The organism is Collinsella aerofaciens (assembly GCF_018785265.1).
GTDB lineage: Bacteria > Actinomycetota > Coriobacteriia > Coriobacteriales > Coriobacteriaceae > Collinsella > Collinsella aerofaciens_AI.
In genome coordinates this window covers 100,181-117,054 of record NZ_WQPK01000008.1, presented here as the reverse complement: position 1 = coordinate 117,054, position 16,874 = coordinate 100,181, and the positions used below count along the sequence as shown (strand labels likewise).

Annotated in this window: 11 protein-coding genes; 8 read left to right on the top strand and 3 right to left on the bottom strand. The window is 59.8% G+C overall.

Annotation, left to right across the window (positions count from 1 at the left end):
- The first annotated feature begins 85 nt into the window (after positions 1-85).
- A complete protein-coding gene (gene ligA / locus GPK42_RS01785) occupies positions 86-2,314 on the top strand; it encodes an NAD-dependent DNA ligase LigA (RefSeq protein WP_215693109.1) in 2,229 nt (742 codons plus the stop codon).
- A gap of 427 nt (positions 2,315-2,741) precedes the next feature.
- Here the strand turns inward: ligA and GPK42_RS01780 are convergent, their stop codons facing one another.
- The 3 genes from GPK42_RS01780 to GPK42_RS01770 form a co-directional block, all read right to left on the bottom strand.
- Entirely contained in the window at positions 2,742-3,914 is a 1,173-nt protein-coding gene (locus tag GPK42_RS01780) for a hypothetical protein (RefSeq protein WP_215693107.1), read from the bottom strand.
- A gap of 242 nt (positions 3,915-4,156) precedes the next feature.
- Positions 4,157-4,867, bottom strand: coding sequence for a MerR family transcriptional regulator (locus tag GPK42_RS01775; RefSeq protein WP_215693105.1), 711 nt, complete (start codon positions 4,865-4,867; stop codon positions 4,157-4,159).
- Between the two features lie 53 nt (positions 4,868-4,920).
- On the bottom strand, positions 4,921-6,267 hold the full coding sequence (locus tag GPK42_RS01770) for an MATE family efflux transporter (protein ID WP_215693103.1): 1,347 nt from the start codon (positions 6,265-6,267) through the stop codon (positions 4,921-4,923).
- Between the two features lie 208 nt (positions 6,268-6,475).
- On the opposite strand from GPK42_RS01770, the gene moaA reads away from it, so the two are divergent.
- The 7 genes from moaA (at position 6,476) to GPK42_RS01735 (ending at position 16,817) form a co-directional block, all read left to right on the top strand.
- On the top strand, positions 6,476-7,531 hold the full coding sequence (moaA, locus tag GPK42_RS01765) for a GTP 3',8-cyclase MoaA (RefSeq protein WP_338404310.1): 1,056 nt from the start codon (positions 6,476-6,478) through the stop codon (positions 7,529-7,531).
- Positions 7,532-7,535: 4 nt separating this feature from the next.
- A complete protein-coding gene (mobB, locus tag GPK42_RS10195; protein ID WP_154518584.1) occupies positions 7,536-8,840 on the top strand; it encodes a molybdopterin-guanine dinucleotide biosynthesis protein B in 1,305 nt (434 codons plus the stop codon).
- Positions 8,841-9,105: 265 nt separating this feature from the next.
- Positions 9,106-10,392: an MFS transporter gene (locus GPK42_RS01755; RefSeq protein ID WP_215693101.1), complete on the top strand. Its 1,287-nt coding sequence runs from the start codon at positions 9,106-9,108 to the stop codon at positions 10,390-10,392.
- 225 nt (positions 10,393-10,617) lie between these two features.
- On the top strand, positions 10,618-11,439 hold the full coding sequence (locus GPK42_RS01750) for an HAD family hydrolase (protein WP_215693099.1): 822 nt from the start codon (positions 10,618-10,620) through the stop codon (positions 11,437-11,439).
- A gap of 504 nt (positions 11,440-11,943) precedes the next feature.
- On the top strand, positions 11,944-12,138 hold the full coding sequence (locus GPK42_RS01745) for a hypothetical protein (RefSeq protein ID WP_215693097.1): 195 nt from the start codon (positions 11,944-11,946) through the stop codon (positions 12,136-12,138).
- Between the two features lie 79 nt (positions 12,139-12,217).
- Complete coding sequence (locus GPK42_RS01740) at positions 12,218-15,160, top strand: SpaA isopeptide-forming pilin-related protein (protein ID WP_215693095.1); 2,943 nt, start codon at positions 12,218-12,220, stop codon at positions 15,158-15,160.
- Positions 15,153-16,817 (top strand): isopeptide-forming domain-containing fimbrial protein, encoded by a 1,665-nt coding sequence (locus GPK42_RS01735; RefSeq protein WP_215693093.1) that lies wholly within the window; start codon positions 15,153-15,155, stop codon positions 16,815-16,817. The genes GPK42_RS01740 and GPK42_RS01735 overlap by 8 nt, the downstream gene beginning before the upstream one ends.
- Positions 16,818-16,874: the final 57 nt, after the last annotated feature.

Genomic DNA, 16,874 nt, shown 5'->3' with positions numbered 1-16,874 from the left:
CGGTGCGGTTCGAAAGGGCTATTCGGCCCCGTTGCGACCGGTGGTACTCTTGTATCCGTTTGAAATCGAGCGAAGGAGTGCCGCTATGGAGCAATCGAGCCTGTTTGGTGACGGTGTGGACATCGATACCGAAACGTCCGCGAGCGCGGATGCCGCCGCACCGACCGACGCCCGTGCCCAGGCGGCAGCGCGCGCGGCCGAGCTGCGCCACGAGCTCGATTACCACGCCTATCGCTACTACATGCTCGATGCGCCCGAGATCACGGACGCCGCCTTTGACAAAATGCTCGTTGAGCTGCAGGAAATCGAGGCGACCTACCCCGACCTGGTGACGTCCGACAGCTATACCCAGCGCGTGGGCGGGTACGTGAGCGAGCAGTTTACGCCGGTCACGCATATGGCACGCATGTATTCTATGGACGATGCCATGGATCTGGACGAACTTGACGCGTGGCTCCAGCGCACTGAGGATGCGCTCGGTGCTGGTAGCGTCACCTATACCTGCGAGCTTAAGATCGACGGTCTGGGCGTGGCGCTTACCTACCAAAACGGCACCTTCGTGCGCGCGGCAACGCGCGGCGACGGCACCACGGGCGAGGACGTATCGCTCAACGTCCGTACCATCAAGGATGTGCCCATGCATCTGTCCGAGGCGGCGCTCGCCCACATGGGCGCTGACCGCGAGCGCACCATCGAGGTACGCGGCGAGGTCTATATGCCCAAGGGCAGCTTTGTTCGTCTGAATGAAGAGGCCGATGCCGAGGGGCGCGATCCCTTCGCCAACCCGCGCAACGCCGCCGCAGGATCCTTACGCCAAAAGGACCCCAAGATCACGGCACGCCGCGACCTGGCCACCTTTATCTATGCCATCGCCGATACCGACCCGCTGCACGTCCACAGCCAGCGCGAGTTCCTCGACTGGCTGCGTAGCGCCGGCTTTAGCGTCAACCCCAACGTGGCCCGTTGTGCCACGCCCGCCGAGGTTCACGAGTTCTGCGCCCAGGCGCTCGAGCATCGCGGCGACCTGAACTACGACATCGACGGCGTGGTCGTAAAGGTGGACAGCTTTCAGCAGCAGCTCGACCTGGGCTTTACCGCCCGCGCACCGCGCTGGGCCATTGCTTTTAAGTTCCCGCCCGAGGAAAAGCAGACCGTCCTGCGCGAAATTCGCATCCAGGTGGGCCGCACCGGTGTGCTCACGCCGGTCGCCGAGTTCGACCCGGTGACAGTCGCCGGCTCCACCATCGCGCGCGCTACGCTGCACAACATCGACGAGATCCGTCGCAAAAACGTGCGCGAGGGCGACACTATCATCGTGCACAAGGCAGGCGACGTAATCCCCGAGGTCGTGGGCCCGGTGCTCGATAAGCGCCCGGCCGATTCGGTTGACTGGCGCATGCCCGAGGCCTGCCCCGTGTGCGGCAGCCCCGTGGTTCACGAGGATGGCGAGGTTGCCTACCGCTGCGTCTCCATCGATTGCCCCGCACAGCTCAAGGAGCGCCTGCTCCACTGGGTGAGCCGCGGCTGCATGGACGTCGACGGCCTGGGCGATGAGATCGTCGACAAGATGATCGCCGCCGGCCTGATCCATGATGTCGCGGACTTCTACCAGCTTACGGTGGACGATATCGCCGGCCTGGACACGGGCCGCACCTATGCCAGCTCCAACAGCAAAAAGGGCGTCAAGAAGGGCGACCCCATTCCGGTAGGCCTCAAGACGGCCGAGAAAATCATCGCCGAGCTCAACAAGTCCAAGAGCCAGCCGCTCGGTCGCGTGCTGTTTGCCCTGGGCATCCGCCACGTGGGCAAGAGCGTGGGCGAGGTCATCGCCGAGCGATTCCTGTCGATTGACAAGCTCATCTTGGCGAGCGAAGAGGATATTGCCGAGTGCGAGGGCATCGGTCCCAAGATTGCGGCGAGCGTCAAGCAGTTCCTGGCCGTGCCCGAGAACCTTGCCGTGCTGGAGCGCCTGCGCCAGGCGGGCCTGCCGCTCGAGGTTGACCTAGGCGCCGCTCATGCGCAGGCCGCAGCCAACGCTGGCGTGGCGGGTGAGCTTGCTGACGCACAGCCGCTTGCGGGTCTGACCTTCGTGCTCACCGGCACGCTCGTCAACCGCACCCGCGACGAGGCGGGTGCGGCGCTCAAGGTGCTCGGCGCCAAGGTTTCGGGCAGCGTGTCAAAGAAGACGAGCTATCTAGTCGCCGGCCCCAAAGCGGGCTCCAAGCTTACCAAGGCCGAGCAGCTGGGCGTGCCCGTGCTGGATGAGGCGGTACTTGAACAGATTTTGGCGACGGGTAGGGTCCCGGAGGCATAATGATTTGTTGAGGAACTGCGCAGAGGCTCAGTTCCTCAACATCTCCTTATAGTGTTTGCCTGTTCAATTTCGATATCGTTTCCCTCGTATGATCCAGATGCGTCTACCGACTCAAAGCGTGAGTAGGAAACTCTTGTCCCAACTTTGATTTGGGAAAGCTTGTCTTTGATTCGGCCAGATGAGGGGAATGTAATCCGGGTTTGCTTTCCAGCGTCGGTGTAGCGGGGACTGTTGTCTGTTTGGATTACGAGTTCCGTTCCCTCAATAGAATGAACGCTGCCGGCTCCAAAGACAAGGTAATCATCTCCTCCGCTATAGCGGGCTCTATCTGTGCATGAAGAAACGGATGCAAACATAGCGAAAATCACCAATATCGTAACCAGGGCAAAGGCCGTGGTGCCATAGCATTTTGATGGTGCCATCCGGTCTACCAAAAGACTGTTCCGTTCAATTTGACCATATTGGGCGTTGCATAGTTAATCGCTCGGGGATAAGTGTTCCATCCGTCGAATACTTCGAGCCACTGCAGTTCGATGCCAGAGCTTCCATTATGCCCAGTAAAATAGCCAGTTACCGTGACCGTATGACCTGATAGCTCGACGGATCCTTCACTGTTTCGGCTGTTGATCCACATATGATACAAGCCGATATTCCCTTGATCGATAGTTGCTCTGTACTGAGCGAATTGAGGCTGATAACCGAAAAATTGAGTATTAAGTGCTCTACCCTTTTGAGCGGCAAGACTTTTAAACGGAACAATTCCATCTGGGATGATCGTGCTTCCGTACTCGACGCCCTGATCATTGGTCTTATACGTTGTTGTGCCAGTGACGTTCCATATTTCTTTATAATAATCGGGATTAAATTGATTAGCGTTTGAACTGGTGAGACCGTAATGCATTGATACAGCGTACAAGGCAGAAACGACGCATGCATACTTATTAGTGCGGGCTTCAACTAATGATTCCGAGACTCCTCGGAACGGTATTCCGTTTAAATCGTCTATTTGGAAATGCAACATCAAGTCATCTTCATTGATAATGACAGCATCCCATGAAGTTGGGTTATTGCTTTGAGGTGCTATACCCTTTTCGGTGACAATCGGGACAGACCGTATATTGTTATAGTTGGTTACACGGTCTCTAGTTCCTGGCACCAAAGTTCCATATTCAATATCGTTGTACGAAATTAGTACGGTTGGGTTTGTGGCCTGTTGGCCGGAATAAGTTGAAATGGCGTTTGATAGAGAAGCTGAAATCGGAAGAATGGTATCGCCGAGGGTTATCTCCTTCAGAAGCCCAGGATATGATGCGTCAAGTATTAAATAACCGTAAGGGCTTCCTTCCCTTGTGACACTGATTTCATAGCCACAGATAAGGCCGATTTGTTGGCATACGGGAACGATTTGCTCGATCTCTAAGTTCGCGGATCCGTCGACGATGGGCAACAGGGAAAGCGCGTAGTCTTGTGCTAGGTCTGATGTAAAAGCGACGGATGAGTTTGAGTCGGCAGCGAATACTCTTGTTGGGCGTGACGCGGATAAGCCGATGATCGAGGCTAGGCCGAGAAGAAACGAGCGACGTGATTGAACTCTGGGCATAATGTCTCCTGCCTATGGGGGGGCAATATGCTGTCATTTTATTTGCTACAAAATACAATCTAATTCGGATTAAGGTAAATGGATGGAATTGCTCGATAAATGGTAGTGATTAGCGGACCGGTATCGCGATCCTCGTCACATACGCTCCCGGGTCGTCGCTGATGATGTCGTCGATGAGGGCGATTTCGCGCGGGGGACCGGCGGGGGACAGGTCGCGCTCGTGCATGTAATCGAGTAAGCGCTCATAGCGCGGGGCCGCCTGACCGTGCGTGCCGCGGAAGCTGACCGTCAGACACCGCGCGGCGGGACGTACTTCGACATCGCCCAGGTAGGTAATCGTCCGTGTCATCCAGCAGCAGAAAGACTTCGTCGTAGCCGTCAAAGTCGCCGCCGGCCAGGCGCTCGGCGCTAATCCCGACGCCTAAGTTGCCCAGAAAAACAAAGGTCTCGTGCTGGCCCTTCTGCAGCTGACGAATCTGCCACTCCAGCGCATAGGCGTCGGTAGGGTTGACGCGTTCACGCAGCACAGCGCAGCGGAGCTCGGGCGCATCGATTGTGCAGATGGTATCGAGCTCGGTGTTCAGGGCATCATGCAGCAGCGCAAGCCGGTTATCGATCTTGCGCGACACGCGTTCAAGTTCACGGCGCTTGCGCTCGATGAGCTCCTGCTGCTGAGCTAGCTGCCGCTGCATGAGGTCCACATCGCGCGTGGTCACAAACTCGCGGATTTGCGCCAACGGCAAGTCGAGAACACGCAGGTGGCTGATGGTGTTGAGGGTGGAGAGCTGCCGCGATCCGTAGTAGCGGTACCCACTCGTCGGATCGATGTGCGCCGGGTCCAGCAAGCCCATCTGCTCGTAATGGCGCAGCGTGCCCACACTCAGGTTAAACAGACGCGCCACCTCGCCAATTCGGAGCAGGCCCTCGGTATGTTCAGTTGGCGAGTCGGTCACAGGACAGCTCCTTTCAATAGGGTCGGGGAGGGCGCCAGGCTCGCGTTGCCCCGCTACGCTGCTAACTTGTCAAAAGCCCCGCGCCGGTTGAGCACGGTAAACGCGACAACACAGATGACTGCCGACAAAATCGACCCGCACGGCGAGGCGATGCCCATGGGAAACAGCGTGTCGGAATAGGCGTTCGACAGCAGCCACGCGCCCGGCACGCGAATGAGTGCCACGGCCAGCACGTTGTGCGCAAAGCCGATGTAGCTCTTGCCGTATGCAGCGAAAAAGCCGCTAAAGCAAATGTGGATGCCGGCAAAAATCGCGTCGAAAATATAGCTGCGCATATAGCCGGTGCCGGCAGCGACTACTGCAGCGTCCTTGGCAAAAAAGCCAATAAACGCCGGTGCCACCAGCCACATCAGCACCGTGATCAGGCAGCCGTACACCACCGAGATGGTCATGGCGTCTTCGAGCACCTGACGCGCGCGGTCGCCCTTGCCCGCGCCGGCGTTTTGCGCCGTGAGTGCACTGACGGTGGCACCCATGGAGCTCGGAACAATGAACAAAAAGCTGATCATCTTTTCGACCAGGCCCACGGCGGCGGCGTCGACGAGCCCTCGGTGGTTGGCGATGACGGTGATAAACATAAACGCCACCTGGATGCAGCCGTCCTGCACGGCCACGGGCACGCCGATCTTAAGGATGCCGCCGAGCACCTCGGGCTGGGGACGCAGGTCGCTACGCTTAACGTGGATGTTCGTACGGCGGCTCTTAAGCCACACGAGCGCGAGGGCAACGCTTGCCGTCTGGGCGGTTACCGTGCCGAGTGCCGCACCCACGGGGCCGAGCCCCATGTGGCCGATAAACAGAAAATCGAGCGCGATGTTGATGATGCACGCCACGCCGATCACGTACATGGGCGAGCGCGAATCGCCCAGCCCGCGAAAGATGGCCGAGAGGATGTTGTATGCGGCGATAAACGGAATGCCGACAAAGCAGATGCGCAGGTAGGCGGCGGTTCCTTCGACTGCCTCGGCTGGCGTCCCAATAAGTGCCACGATCTGTGGGCACAGTGCGAGCAGGATGGCTGCCAGCACTACCGAGACACCCATAAACAGCGTGATAGTGTTGCCGATGACGGTCTCGGCGCGATCGAAGCGGCGCGAGCCCACGGCGTGGCCGACGATAACCGTCGTTCCCATGGCCAGACCCACGAGCGTCACGGTAATGATATAGAGCGTCTGCGCGCCATTGCCCACGGCGGTGATGCCGGCGGCACCGCTAAACTGCCCCATCATGTACAGGTCGGCCATGCCGTAGAGCATCTGCAAAAAGTACGAGAGCATATAGGGCAGGGCAAAGACCGCGATGGTCTTAAGGACATTGCCGCGTGTGAGGTCGTGTTCCATAGGTGGGGCTTTCTGGCTGGGTCTGTTTCCGTACCAGTGTAGTGAAAACCCTACAACGATTGTAGAGTCAAGGTTTGTGTGTTGAGGATGGGCTTGGAAAGCCGGTCTTGTTCGAAGCGACCTGTCCTGTCGTACGGGTGTCGGCATGATTCTCTCGTGGGGTATTATGTTTTTCGAAGAATAAAACGCCGCGTGAGGGGAGGGCAGCGTGGACGGGCACGTGCAGCATGACGGTTTTGGCCGCGATATCAACTACCTGCGCATTGCCGTTACCGACAAGTGCAATTTCCGCTGCATTTACTGCATGCCGGCCGATGGCGTGGCGCCCCGTGCACACGACGAGTTACTCAGCGCCGAGGAAATCGCCCGCTTTGTGCGCTTGATGGCGGGGGAGGGCATTCGCCGCGTGCGCCTGACGGGCGGCGAGCCGCTGGTCAGCCGCCGTATTATTCCGCTTATTCGCGACATCCGCGCGATCCCTCAGATCGAGGACATCTCGCTCACCACCAACGGCGCCCTGCTGCCCAAGCTGGCGCCGCAGCTCAAAGATGCCGGGCTTAACCGCGTCAACATCTCGCTCGACACGCTCGACCCTACGCTCTTTGGAAAGATCACGCGCCTGGGTCGGCTCGAGCAGACCATGGCCGGCATCGACGCGGCGCTGGCTTGGGGCTTTGAGCCCGTTAAGGTCAACTGCGTTGTGGTGCGCCGGTTCAACCAGGATGTGGCGGCCCTCGCGCGGCTCACGCTCGACCGTCCCATCCACCTGCGCTTTATCGAATATATGCCCATCGGCGACGAGCGCACGAGCTCGCATTGCGCTGTGGACCCGCATGCGCCCGCGCTCAATCCCGAGCTGTGGGACGCGAGCGATACCGTGCCGAGTGACGAGCTGCGGGCGCGCATCAATGCCGGGGCCACCGCGACGGGACTGGGCGAGCTCGAGCCGCTCGACATCAACGACGCTCCTGCCGGCGCGGGCCCTGCGCGCTATTGGCGCTTTCCGGGCGCGGCGGGAACGGTTGGCTTTATTAGCGCCATGTCCAACCATTTTTGTGCGAATTGCAACCGTCTGCGCCTGACGGCCGATGGCAACGTGCGTCCGTGCCTGTTTAGCGATGCTGAGTATTCGGTGCGCGACGCCCTGCGCCGTGGTGATGATATACAGGTACTTTCGATTTGGCGCGATGCCGTGGCCCACAAACCGCAGGAACACGCGATAATTGAGGGCACGCAACGATTTATGTCCCAAATCGGAGGATGATCATATGGCCAAGAGCAGGTACGCCGACGCCACCAAGGCCGCTCGCAGGGCCGCGATGTCTGCCCACAAAGTCACGGCCGCGGCGAATGCTGGCAACGCCGACGCGTCCGCGCAGCCGACTTCCAGCGCGGCCACCGAACCCGCCCGTGACGCACGTCGCAACGAGCTGACGCACGTGGATGCCAAGGGCGAGGTGCGCATGGTCGATGTGTCCGACAAGGCCGAGACTCATCGCATCGCCATCGCCGAGGGCACCATCCTCATGCATCCCGAGACACAGGCCATGGTGCTGCAGGACCGCGCCAAAAAGGGCGACGTGCTTGCCTGCGCGCGCGTGGCGGGCATCATGGCCATCAAACGCACGAGCGACATCATTCCCATGTGCCATCCGTTGCTCATTACCAAGAGCAAGTGCGACATTGCGCCCATCGCTCCGGCGGGGACGCCGGCCGAGGACGTGCCCGAGGGCTGGGCACCGGCGCGCGCGGACGGGCAAGTTGGCTTTCACGTACTGGTTACGGCCGGCGTGACGGGCAAGACGGGTATCGAGATGGAGGCCCTGACCGGCGCGAGTGCCGCGTGCCTAACGATCTATGACATGTGCAAGGCGGTTGATCGCGGTATGGAGATCGTCGACGTGCGCCTGCTGCACAAGGAGGGCGGCCGCTCGGGCGTGTGGGACCGCGCAGAGCGTCAGGCCGCTGCTGTTGAGGCCGTGGCCACTGACGGTGCCGCACCCGCGAGCGCACCCGTCGCCGTCGCGCCCGCAGCTCCGACACCGGCCGTCCCCGCGATCGCGTTTATCGGCTACCAGAATTCGGGAAAGACCACGCTCGTCGAGAAGGTCATTGCCGAGCTCACCCGCCGCGGCCTGCGCGTGGGATCGCTCAAGCATCACGGACACCACGGCTTTGATATCGACGTGCCCGCTAAGGACACCTGGCGCCATCACCAAGCCGGATCCAAGCACGTGGGCCTCATCTGCGCCACGCGCTGGGCGGAGTACGCCGACACGCGCGAGGGGGACGAGATGCCCGCGCGCGAGCTGCTGTCGCGCTACAACGATGTCGACGTGGTGATTATCGAGGGCTACAAGACCGAGGGTTTCGACAACATCGTGGTCGCGCGCTCCGGTGTCGACCGTCTGCGCGGCAAGAGCTCGCTCGACCTGGTCGACGGCCGCACGCTGGCCCTTGCCTGCAACGAAGCCCTGGCACGCCAGGCCTTCGACGCAGGCTTTGCGACCCGAGCCATCAACATCAACGACGCCCGCGCCATCTGCGACCTTATCCAAGACCATCTGGCCTAAAACCTGCCAAAAAGGGACAGGTTCATTTTGGCAGGTTTTATTTGGGCAAACGTCATTTCCACCACAGAGGGTCCAGGCACCTTTGTGGTGGTTATTGCTTTGGTAGATTTTTGTGACATGCCTTACAATCTACCAAGTAGTTCATGACGGGCGAAAAACGGAGAGAAGGGGCTTGATGCGTCCTTAATGTTTCATGCGGATAGATTGATTTGACAGACGGTGCCGAATGCCCGCCGTCCGCATTCGTATGAAACAAGGAGTCTCCATGCTCGCCCCTCTTTTCTCAAAGCCTCAATCATCGCTTTCCGTGCAGGCCAAGCGCCTGGTGGCGATGCGCTTTCTCATCTACACCAGTTTCCAGACCAGCTACTTTATCGGTGTTATCGGAACACTCACCTATGCGGACGATGCCTCGGTCGTTGCGACATCGCTGGCCGTCCTGTTTATGAACGTCTTCGTGATCCTGGGATCCTTTGCGGGTGGAGCGGCGCTTGACGCTTGGGGTCCGTGCCGGCATTTCCGGGCGAGTATCTTCGGCACGTTGGCAACCGGCGCGGCAATCCTCGTTTTTGGTAGCGCGACCGGCATCGTCCTGCTCGCCGCGGTGCTCCTGGGCTTTGTGATGGGGTTCGCCCAGCCCATCGCCACATCCTGTCCGGCCTACCTTACCGACGATCCTGTCGAGCTCAAAGACATCAACTCCGCCATAACCATGTTCTCCAACGTGAGCATTATCGTCGGCCCCACACTGGGCGGCTTTGTCGCGGCGGCTGCGTCGTCGCGCACGGTGTTCGTGCTCATGATGCTCTTTACCATGCTGGCGCTCGTCGCCGGTTGGGGCTTTAGGCCGCAAGCAGGTCACGTCGCCACGCGCGAAAGCAGTCCCGCGGACAGCAGCGCAACGGCAAGTACCGCCAGCCAAAGCCCCGACCCCAGCGCGTCCACCCGCGCCACCTTCGCGACCAGCATCAAGACGGTCTTTACCAACAGCGTCCTCGCCCTGCTGTTTTGCATTATCTTCCTTTCGAACTTTGGCTATGGAGCTTTCGACCCGCTGGAGTCGTTCTTCTACCGCGATGTCCTGCACGTCGGTGTTGAGTGGATGGGCTGGCTCTCGTCGGCCAGCGGTGTGGGCGCGGTGCTGGGCGCCGTTATTGCGCTCCGTTTGCCGCCGCATCTGATCAACCTTAAAACGCTGCTCGCGGCGCTTATGTCCGTGGGCCTGGGAAGCCTGCTCTACGTGGGAACAACGTATGTGGGCGTGGCGCTCATTGGCCAGATTGCCCTCGGCGTGGCCTGGGGCGTCGTCAACCCGCTCCACAACACCATCGTGCAAACGACGGCCCCGCTCGAGCAGCTCGGTCGCGTGAACTCGGTCATGGGTTTTGGCAACATGTTCGCCGGCGTGGCCCCGCTGGCGATTGCCCCCTGGCTGGCGGCGACGTTTGGCGTGCAGCAGACGCTCGTTGGTGCGGGTATGGTCGTGACGGCGGTTCCCGCGGCGTTGCTGCTGTTTGGACGCCGACATTTTGATCGTGCCGCAAGGCAGTAAAAACCATCACAACATTCGATGAAAATCGCGATTTTGCCGAAAAACGTCGAATGTTGTGATGGTTTGCGCCCCGGGCCAGGCCACCCTTCGGGTTCGGCCACCACAAAAGGGGCAAGGCTCCTTTGTGGTGGCTTTTGCTTTGACGGGCCGCGCCTGCGCCTTGGTATACCATGTACACCATTTCCGACCACATTCAGCACCGCCGCACAACCCAGAAAGGCCCCCATGGACGCCACCTTCAGCCACATTAAAGCCGTACTCTGCGATATCGACGGCACGCTGCTCACGAGCCGGCACACGGTGTCCCCGCGCACCGTGGCGGCGATCCGCGCCTTGCGCGAGCGTGGCGTGCTCTTTGGCCTGTGCACCGGGCGCGACGCCCACGCGACCGAGGCCATGTACGAGCTCTGGGGTATCGAAGGCCTGGTGGACGTGCTCGTGGGCTGCGGTGGCGCCGAGGTCATCGACCGCGCGCACGACATCAACGAGCTGAGCTATCCGCTGCCGGGCGAGACCATCGCGCGCATTTGCGAGCACATGGCAGACCTGCCGGCAACGCCCGTTTGCCCTCGGGACGGCGTGCTCTATGTGCCCGAGAGCGATGCGTGCGTCGAGCACTTGTCGCGTGTCGACGGCGTGCCCTACAAGGTGGTCGACTTTGCCGAGTTTTTGCGCGAGCCGCAGACCAAGGTGATGTTTACTATGGTGCCCGAGGTGATGCCGCGGGTCATCGAGCGGGCGTCGTCGCTTGCCGACGACACCGTTAAGGCGGCGGCTCTTCAGACCACGCAGCGACTCTACGAATTCATGGATCCGCGAGTGTCCAAGACGCGCGGCCTTGTGCGCGTGGCGGAGCTCAACGACATGGAGCTCCAGAACATTTGCGTGTTTGGCGATGCCGATAACGACACCTGCATGGTGGCCGACGCCGGCGTGGGTGTGGCCATGGCAAATGGTAGCGATGCCACCCGCGCCGCCGCCGATTTTGTAACCGCGAGCAACGACAAAGACGGCATCGCGTTCTTTATCGAGGAGCATCTGCTGTAGTGCAGGGGGGGACCACCACAAAGGGGGCAGGCACCTTTGTGGTGGCCTCAGGCGATTTAGGCGAATTGATGCCTAAAATCTGTGGGAAAATTCAAATATTGTTGTCTGAACATCATGCTTCTAACCACCGATGGGTTTAAGATATTCTCATCAATTTGGTAGGATATTCATCCCGGTTAATGACCTACCGCTCACGGTCGATTTCCGACCGTTCACAGGATGTTTGCTCTTGAGCAAAATGTTGTGCAAACAAATCTAATGCCATTAAAAAAATGATGGCAACCAAATTACCAGTAGAAACAAAAAATAAATAGCGAATAAACGAAGGTAAATCTGAGCAAATGTCAAGAGAATTGACAATTCGCTACAAAACTATCGGTTTTTTTGCCCAGATGTTCAAACAATCGTTACAATATTCATTACTAAGCGTGCGCAATTTCAGGTTGCGCAGATACGTTTGATAGTGAAAGAGCAAGATCGCGGTCTCTTGGGGAGGAGACATCGATGAAAGCGAATTCAGAAAAAACTAAGCAGAGTAAAAAAGCGACGCGCCGTGTACTGGCAGGTGTTTTGTGCGGAGCTTCCGTGTTGAGCCTGGTGCTGTCGCTCGTTATGCCCCCGATCTCGCAGGCCATCGCCAGCGACGCCCAGACAGTTTCTACCGAGGAAACTGTAATGGGGGGGGGGTTCCTCAAGTGACTTCGCTGCTGTAGGCAACACCAGCGAGGATGACGAAAACCAGAATAGCGCCGCCACCTCTGCGAGCGCGGCTACCACTGTGAACAAGGGCATCTACAAGCCCACGTCTATCGGTATCGGTACGAATATCGATGTCTCCACCCCCGATCCCGGCGTGGCCACCTACGTCGGCCGCGACATGTATATCGGTGGTAAGCCGAGCGACACTAGAACTCTTGATGCGGGTAACGCTCCCACCGGTTCATATGCCGCTGAGGCGGAGGGCCTTACCGTGGTCCGTGGCAAGCTTGCCATGAATCCTATCAAGGCGAGTTGGAGCGGCGATGGCTTCCGTTTCGGCACCGTTGGTTTTGGTTCTCAGTTTCGTCCTGTCGACCGTAGTACAGTGCTTGCGGTCGCCGGTATAAACAGCTCGATTCAGAACATGAACACCGGTCTGGGAACGACCTCAGATACTGCGACGGTTGGTGCTTGGACCAGGGGTGCCTGGGTCGGCAAGTCGAAAGAGAATACCGGCTATGACTACACCGCGCAGATCGCCGGTCCCATTACCTATTGGAATCCTGGCAACAATTGGAATGCTGACAACAAGCGCCAGTCTGTGGTGAAGAAGCAGGGCAACTACTATGAAGGGGAAAATGCGGACGAAAGTTCGCTGTTCAAACAAGTCGACTTCCTCAACAACATTAATGGCAAGGACTATTCGAATTACAGCGGAGAGACAGGCTATCTCACCACGCTCTCTAACCAGCTGAATTCGTTCGCGAAGACGGGCGAAGTGAGCTGCAGCGTTGCTCCGGCGTGCCATCAGGACAACCGCTATATCATCAACAAGTACGACAAGACGGATTGTAGCTATGGCCTGGTGTTTGATGAGTCGTATAAGACCATCAATACGGACTGCGCCGATACGTCGCTCAATGGTAGGCAATTCAAGAATAGCGAGCGTCTTATCAAGTTTAAGGGTGACAACACCTCTATGCAGCAGGTGTTCACCATCGATGCTTATCAGCTGAGCAATACATACAACAACGAGTATTATCGTGGCGTTGATTTCGCATTCGAGGGCATTCCCAAGGGCGCCTCGGTTGTTGTGAACGTTACTGGATTTTCGAATATTGAGTTCCACAATGGCTGGCGCTTTTGGTGGAACGGTACCGAGATTTCGCGTGGTTACGAAACTCGATATTCCGGCACACCGCTGGGCGAGGCATACGCGACGGCTTCTCAATCCGTCATGTGGAACTTTGTCGATACGCAAAGCCTTACCATTCGGGGCGGCATCGCGGGAGAGGACCGCGCGGACTGGGGATACGGTGGCGCAATCACTGGTGCCAAGTGGACTGACGACGATCCTGCGGCGGCTATGATCGGCAGCATCCTTGTACCCGATGGCAGCTTCGATGACCATGTGACCACCAACGGCCGCGTTTATGTGGGCGTCGATTTCTCAATGAACAGCCCGAAGATTGCCGCAACATTTGGTGAGGGAAATACAGCCTCCGTTATCGACATGGACCAGGAGCGTCACAATTTCCCGTGGTCCGGGTCGTATACACCGGACGGCTCTGCCATTGCGTGGAGCAAGGTCGACGCTGCGGACGGCATGACGCCGCTTTCTGGTTCCTCGTGGACGATATACGGCACTGTCGATGATGCCAAGAAAGAGACGCATCCCATCGTTACGGTAACGGATGGCGGTGCCAACGATTACGCTTCGGGTGATGGCGAGCTTCAGTTCAACTATCTGAACCAGAAGGCCGATCCGAGTAAGGATATCTCGGATTCTAATCCGGCATTCACCTATTACATCAAAGAGGTGACTGCTCCGGCTGGTTACCAGGTTTCGGACAAGATCTACTACGCAACCATGAACAATGCTGGTGAGTCGGTGAACTATGTCCAGGGCTACGTGGATGAGAACGGGAACGAGGTTCCGTTCACACCTTCTAACACCACGGGTGCCATCGCCAACACCAAGATCACCGGTACGGTGTCTTGGGCCAAGGTGGAGAAGGACGATGCAGAACACACTCCTTTGGCTGGTTCCGAGTGGAAGCTTGCGAAACTGGGTGCCGATGGCTTGACTGAGGAGAAGTCCTGGACCGTGAGCGATCAGTCGGCTTCGAGCGAAACCACTTGGGCCGATACCGACGCCAAGGATGGCAAGTTCACATTGGCCGGTCTGCTGCCGGGCATGTACACGCTCACGGAGACCCAGGCGCCGTTTGGCTACGAGAAGAACTCGACGGTTTACGAGTTCAATGTGTTCAGCACAGACGGCTCCATTATGTGGACCGAGGGCAAGAAGCCGACGATTGACGGGAGCAACGTCTACATTTCCGACTCACGCTCCGTTACGTCCGTGAAAATCCCGGTGATTAAGTCCGTCCGTAATACGGACTGGCCGAAGGATTCCAACGGTAACTACGTTGCGTTCGATTTCAGCATCGAGGCTACGGGGCCAAATAGGGATAGCGCTCCTATGCCTGACAAGAAGACTATTTCCGTCGCTCCCGCAGACTCCACCAAGGTCAACGACATCGAGGCATCTTTTGGCGAAATCTCGTTCTCCAAAGAGTACCTCGCCACGAACGACGCTTCGAACCCGAAGGGCGCCAAGACTTACACCTACACGGTGAAGGAGGTCGCGCCCGACGCCGATGCCATCGACAAGCTCCGCTACTCCAAGGCCGAGTACCAGGTGGCCGTCACGGTGAAGGCTGATCTGAACGACGCTGGCAAGTACACCGGTCTCACCACCTCCACCACGGTCACCCAGGTGAAGGACGACATGGGCAACGCGATTGATCCGGGTAAGGTCATCGGCGATGTCGACGCGCCCGCGAACGCCATCCCCGCCTCCACCTTCACCAACACCTACTCCACCACTCTGCCTCTTTCCGGTATGTCGGGCGTCACTCCGACATACCTTGCCGGCGCGGCGGTGCTTTGCGCTGCTGCAGCCTGGATGCACATTCGTCGCAAGGCGAATGCGAAGGGAGGTGAGCGCCGTGAATAAGAAAGTTTGCTCCTTCCCGATCTTGTTTGCGCTGCTTGCCCTCCTGATCGGCACCTGCGCGGTTGTGTTCCCCGCATCCGCGCAGGCCGCGCCGACCTCGACCGGTTCCATCACGGTGAGCGGCACCGTGGCGAGCAGCTACGACGCCCACCAGATCTTTAGCGCCAACGTCGTCGACGGCGACAACGACGCCAAGATCGCCACCGACCTCGTTTGGGCAAGCGACGCCGCCCGCGACGCCGCGCTGCCTGTGTTGCACAGCGCCGGCATGCCCAAATCCCAGACCACTGCGCAGGAAGCTGCCGAGTGGCTCAACGCCGATTCCCACCTTACGAGCGCGCTGAGCGCACGGCTCGCTCGTTCCCTCCAGAGCTCTGGTGCCGTGTCCGTGGCCCTTAACGCGGGCAGGGCGGCCGAGCTACCCTGTGGCTACTGGCTCATCGTCGCCGACGACGACGCCATCGCCCAGAACGAGGCCGGCACCGCGCCGATTATGGCCCTGGTGGGCGGCAGTGCCGTCACCGTCAAGCCCAAGGCCGCGACGCCCAAGGTGTCCAAGCACGTGCTGGAGGACAGCACCGCCGCCTGGCAGAAGGCCGCCGACGCCACGGTCGCCGACGACCTGTACTGGCGCCTCTCTGCCACGGTCCCGGCGGGGCTCACGGCATACGACACCTATGCGGTACAGTTCGTCGACACCATGAGCGCGGGGCTCGATCCCTCCAAGGTCGTCGCGAGCATGCGCGTGTACGTGGCGGCGGGCGCGGACGGCGGCTTCGGCGCCGTCTCGGCCGGCAAGGACGGGCGCGCCGGCACCGAGCCCGCGAAGGGCTGGACCGACATCACGGCCCAGTGCAGGGTCTCGGTCGACGGCAAGACCTTCACCGTGCGCACCGGTGACCTGATCGCCGCGCTCGGCGGGGCCGACGCCTTTACCGCGGGCACCCGCGTGGTCGTCGTGTACAATGCGCCGCTCAACAGCGCGTGCAACCACGGCATCGCGAAGGGCAACCCCAACGAGGTCTACCTGCGCTACCCGCGCTCTCCCTTTGCCGACCAGTCCGGCGACGCCGGCTTCACCCGCACGCCGAGCGACGATGCGTGCGTCTACACCTGGGATCTCGCGCTCACCAAGCGCGGCAGCGACGGCGACAAGCCGCTTGCTGGGGCGGTCCTGAGCATCGCCGACGACCGCGGTCGCACACTGGCGGCCGACGGCACGTGGGGTGCGGAGGGCAAGGCCACCGTCACCACGGGCGAGGACGGCCGTGTGACCGTCTCGGGCGTGGACTCGGGCAAGCTGGAGGTCCGCGAGCTCAAGGCGCCCAAGGGCTACACCGCCTTTGAGGGCACGCGCTCCGTGACGGTCAAGGCCGAGGGCCTGGACGTCGACCAGGTGGCCGCCGCCAAGCCCAAGCTCACCATCACGGCCGAGTCGCCCCTACGCGCCGACAGCGCGGACGGGTCGACGGGCAGCCTGGAGGCGTCGCTCATCAACACGCCCACCGGCACACCCCCTAGCATTACCACCGGAGGCTTTATGCCCTCGACTGGCGATATGGCAATGTACGCCGCGGCCGCCGCAGCGGTCGCCGGAGCCGCGCTCATCGTGGTCGCGCTCCTGGTCAAGCGGGGAGGTGGCAGCCATAAAGAGTAGCTGGCAGCCCCACAGAGAGCGGGGCGAGACGTAGCGAAGTAGATGCTAAGACACAGA

What these genes read in the sequence shown, in the direction of transcription:
- ligA (WP_215693109.1), top strand. Translation starts at nt 86, where the DNA reads ATGGAGCAATCGAGCCTGTTTGGTGACGGTGTGGACATCGATACCGAA.
- GPK42_RS01780 (WP_215693107.1), bottom strand. Translation starts at nt 3,914, where the DNA reads ATGCCCAGAGTTCAATCACGTCGCTCGTTTCTTCTCGGCCTAGCCTCG.
- GPK42_RS01770 (WP_215693103.1), bottom strand. Translation starts at nt 6,267, where the DNA reads ATGGAACACGACCTCACACGCGGCAATGTCCTTAAGACCATCGCGGTC.
- mobB (WP_154518584.1), top strand. Translation starts at nt 7,536, where the DNA reads ATGGCCAAGAGCAGGTACGCCGACGCCACCAAGGCCGCTCGCAGGGCC.
- GPK42_RS01755 (WP_215693101.1), top strand. Translation starts at nt 9,106, where the DNA reads ATGCTCGCCCCTCTTTTCTCAAAGCCTCAATCATCGCTTTCCGTGCAG.
- GPK42_RS01750 (WP_215693099.1), top strand. Translation starts at nt 10,618, where the DNA reads ATGGACGCCACCTTCAGCCACATTAAAGCCGTACTCTGCGATATCGAC.
- GPK42_RS01745 (WP_215693097.1), top strand. Translation starts at nt 11,944, where the DNA reads ATGAAAGCGAATTCAGAAAAAACTAAGCAGAGTAAAAAAGCGACGCGC.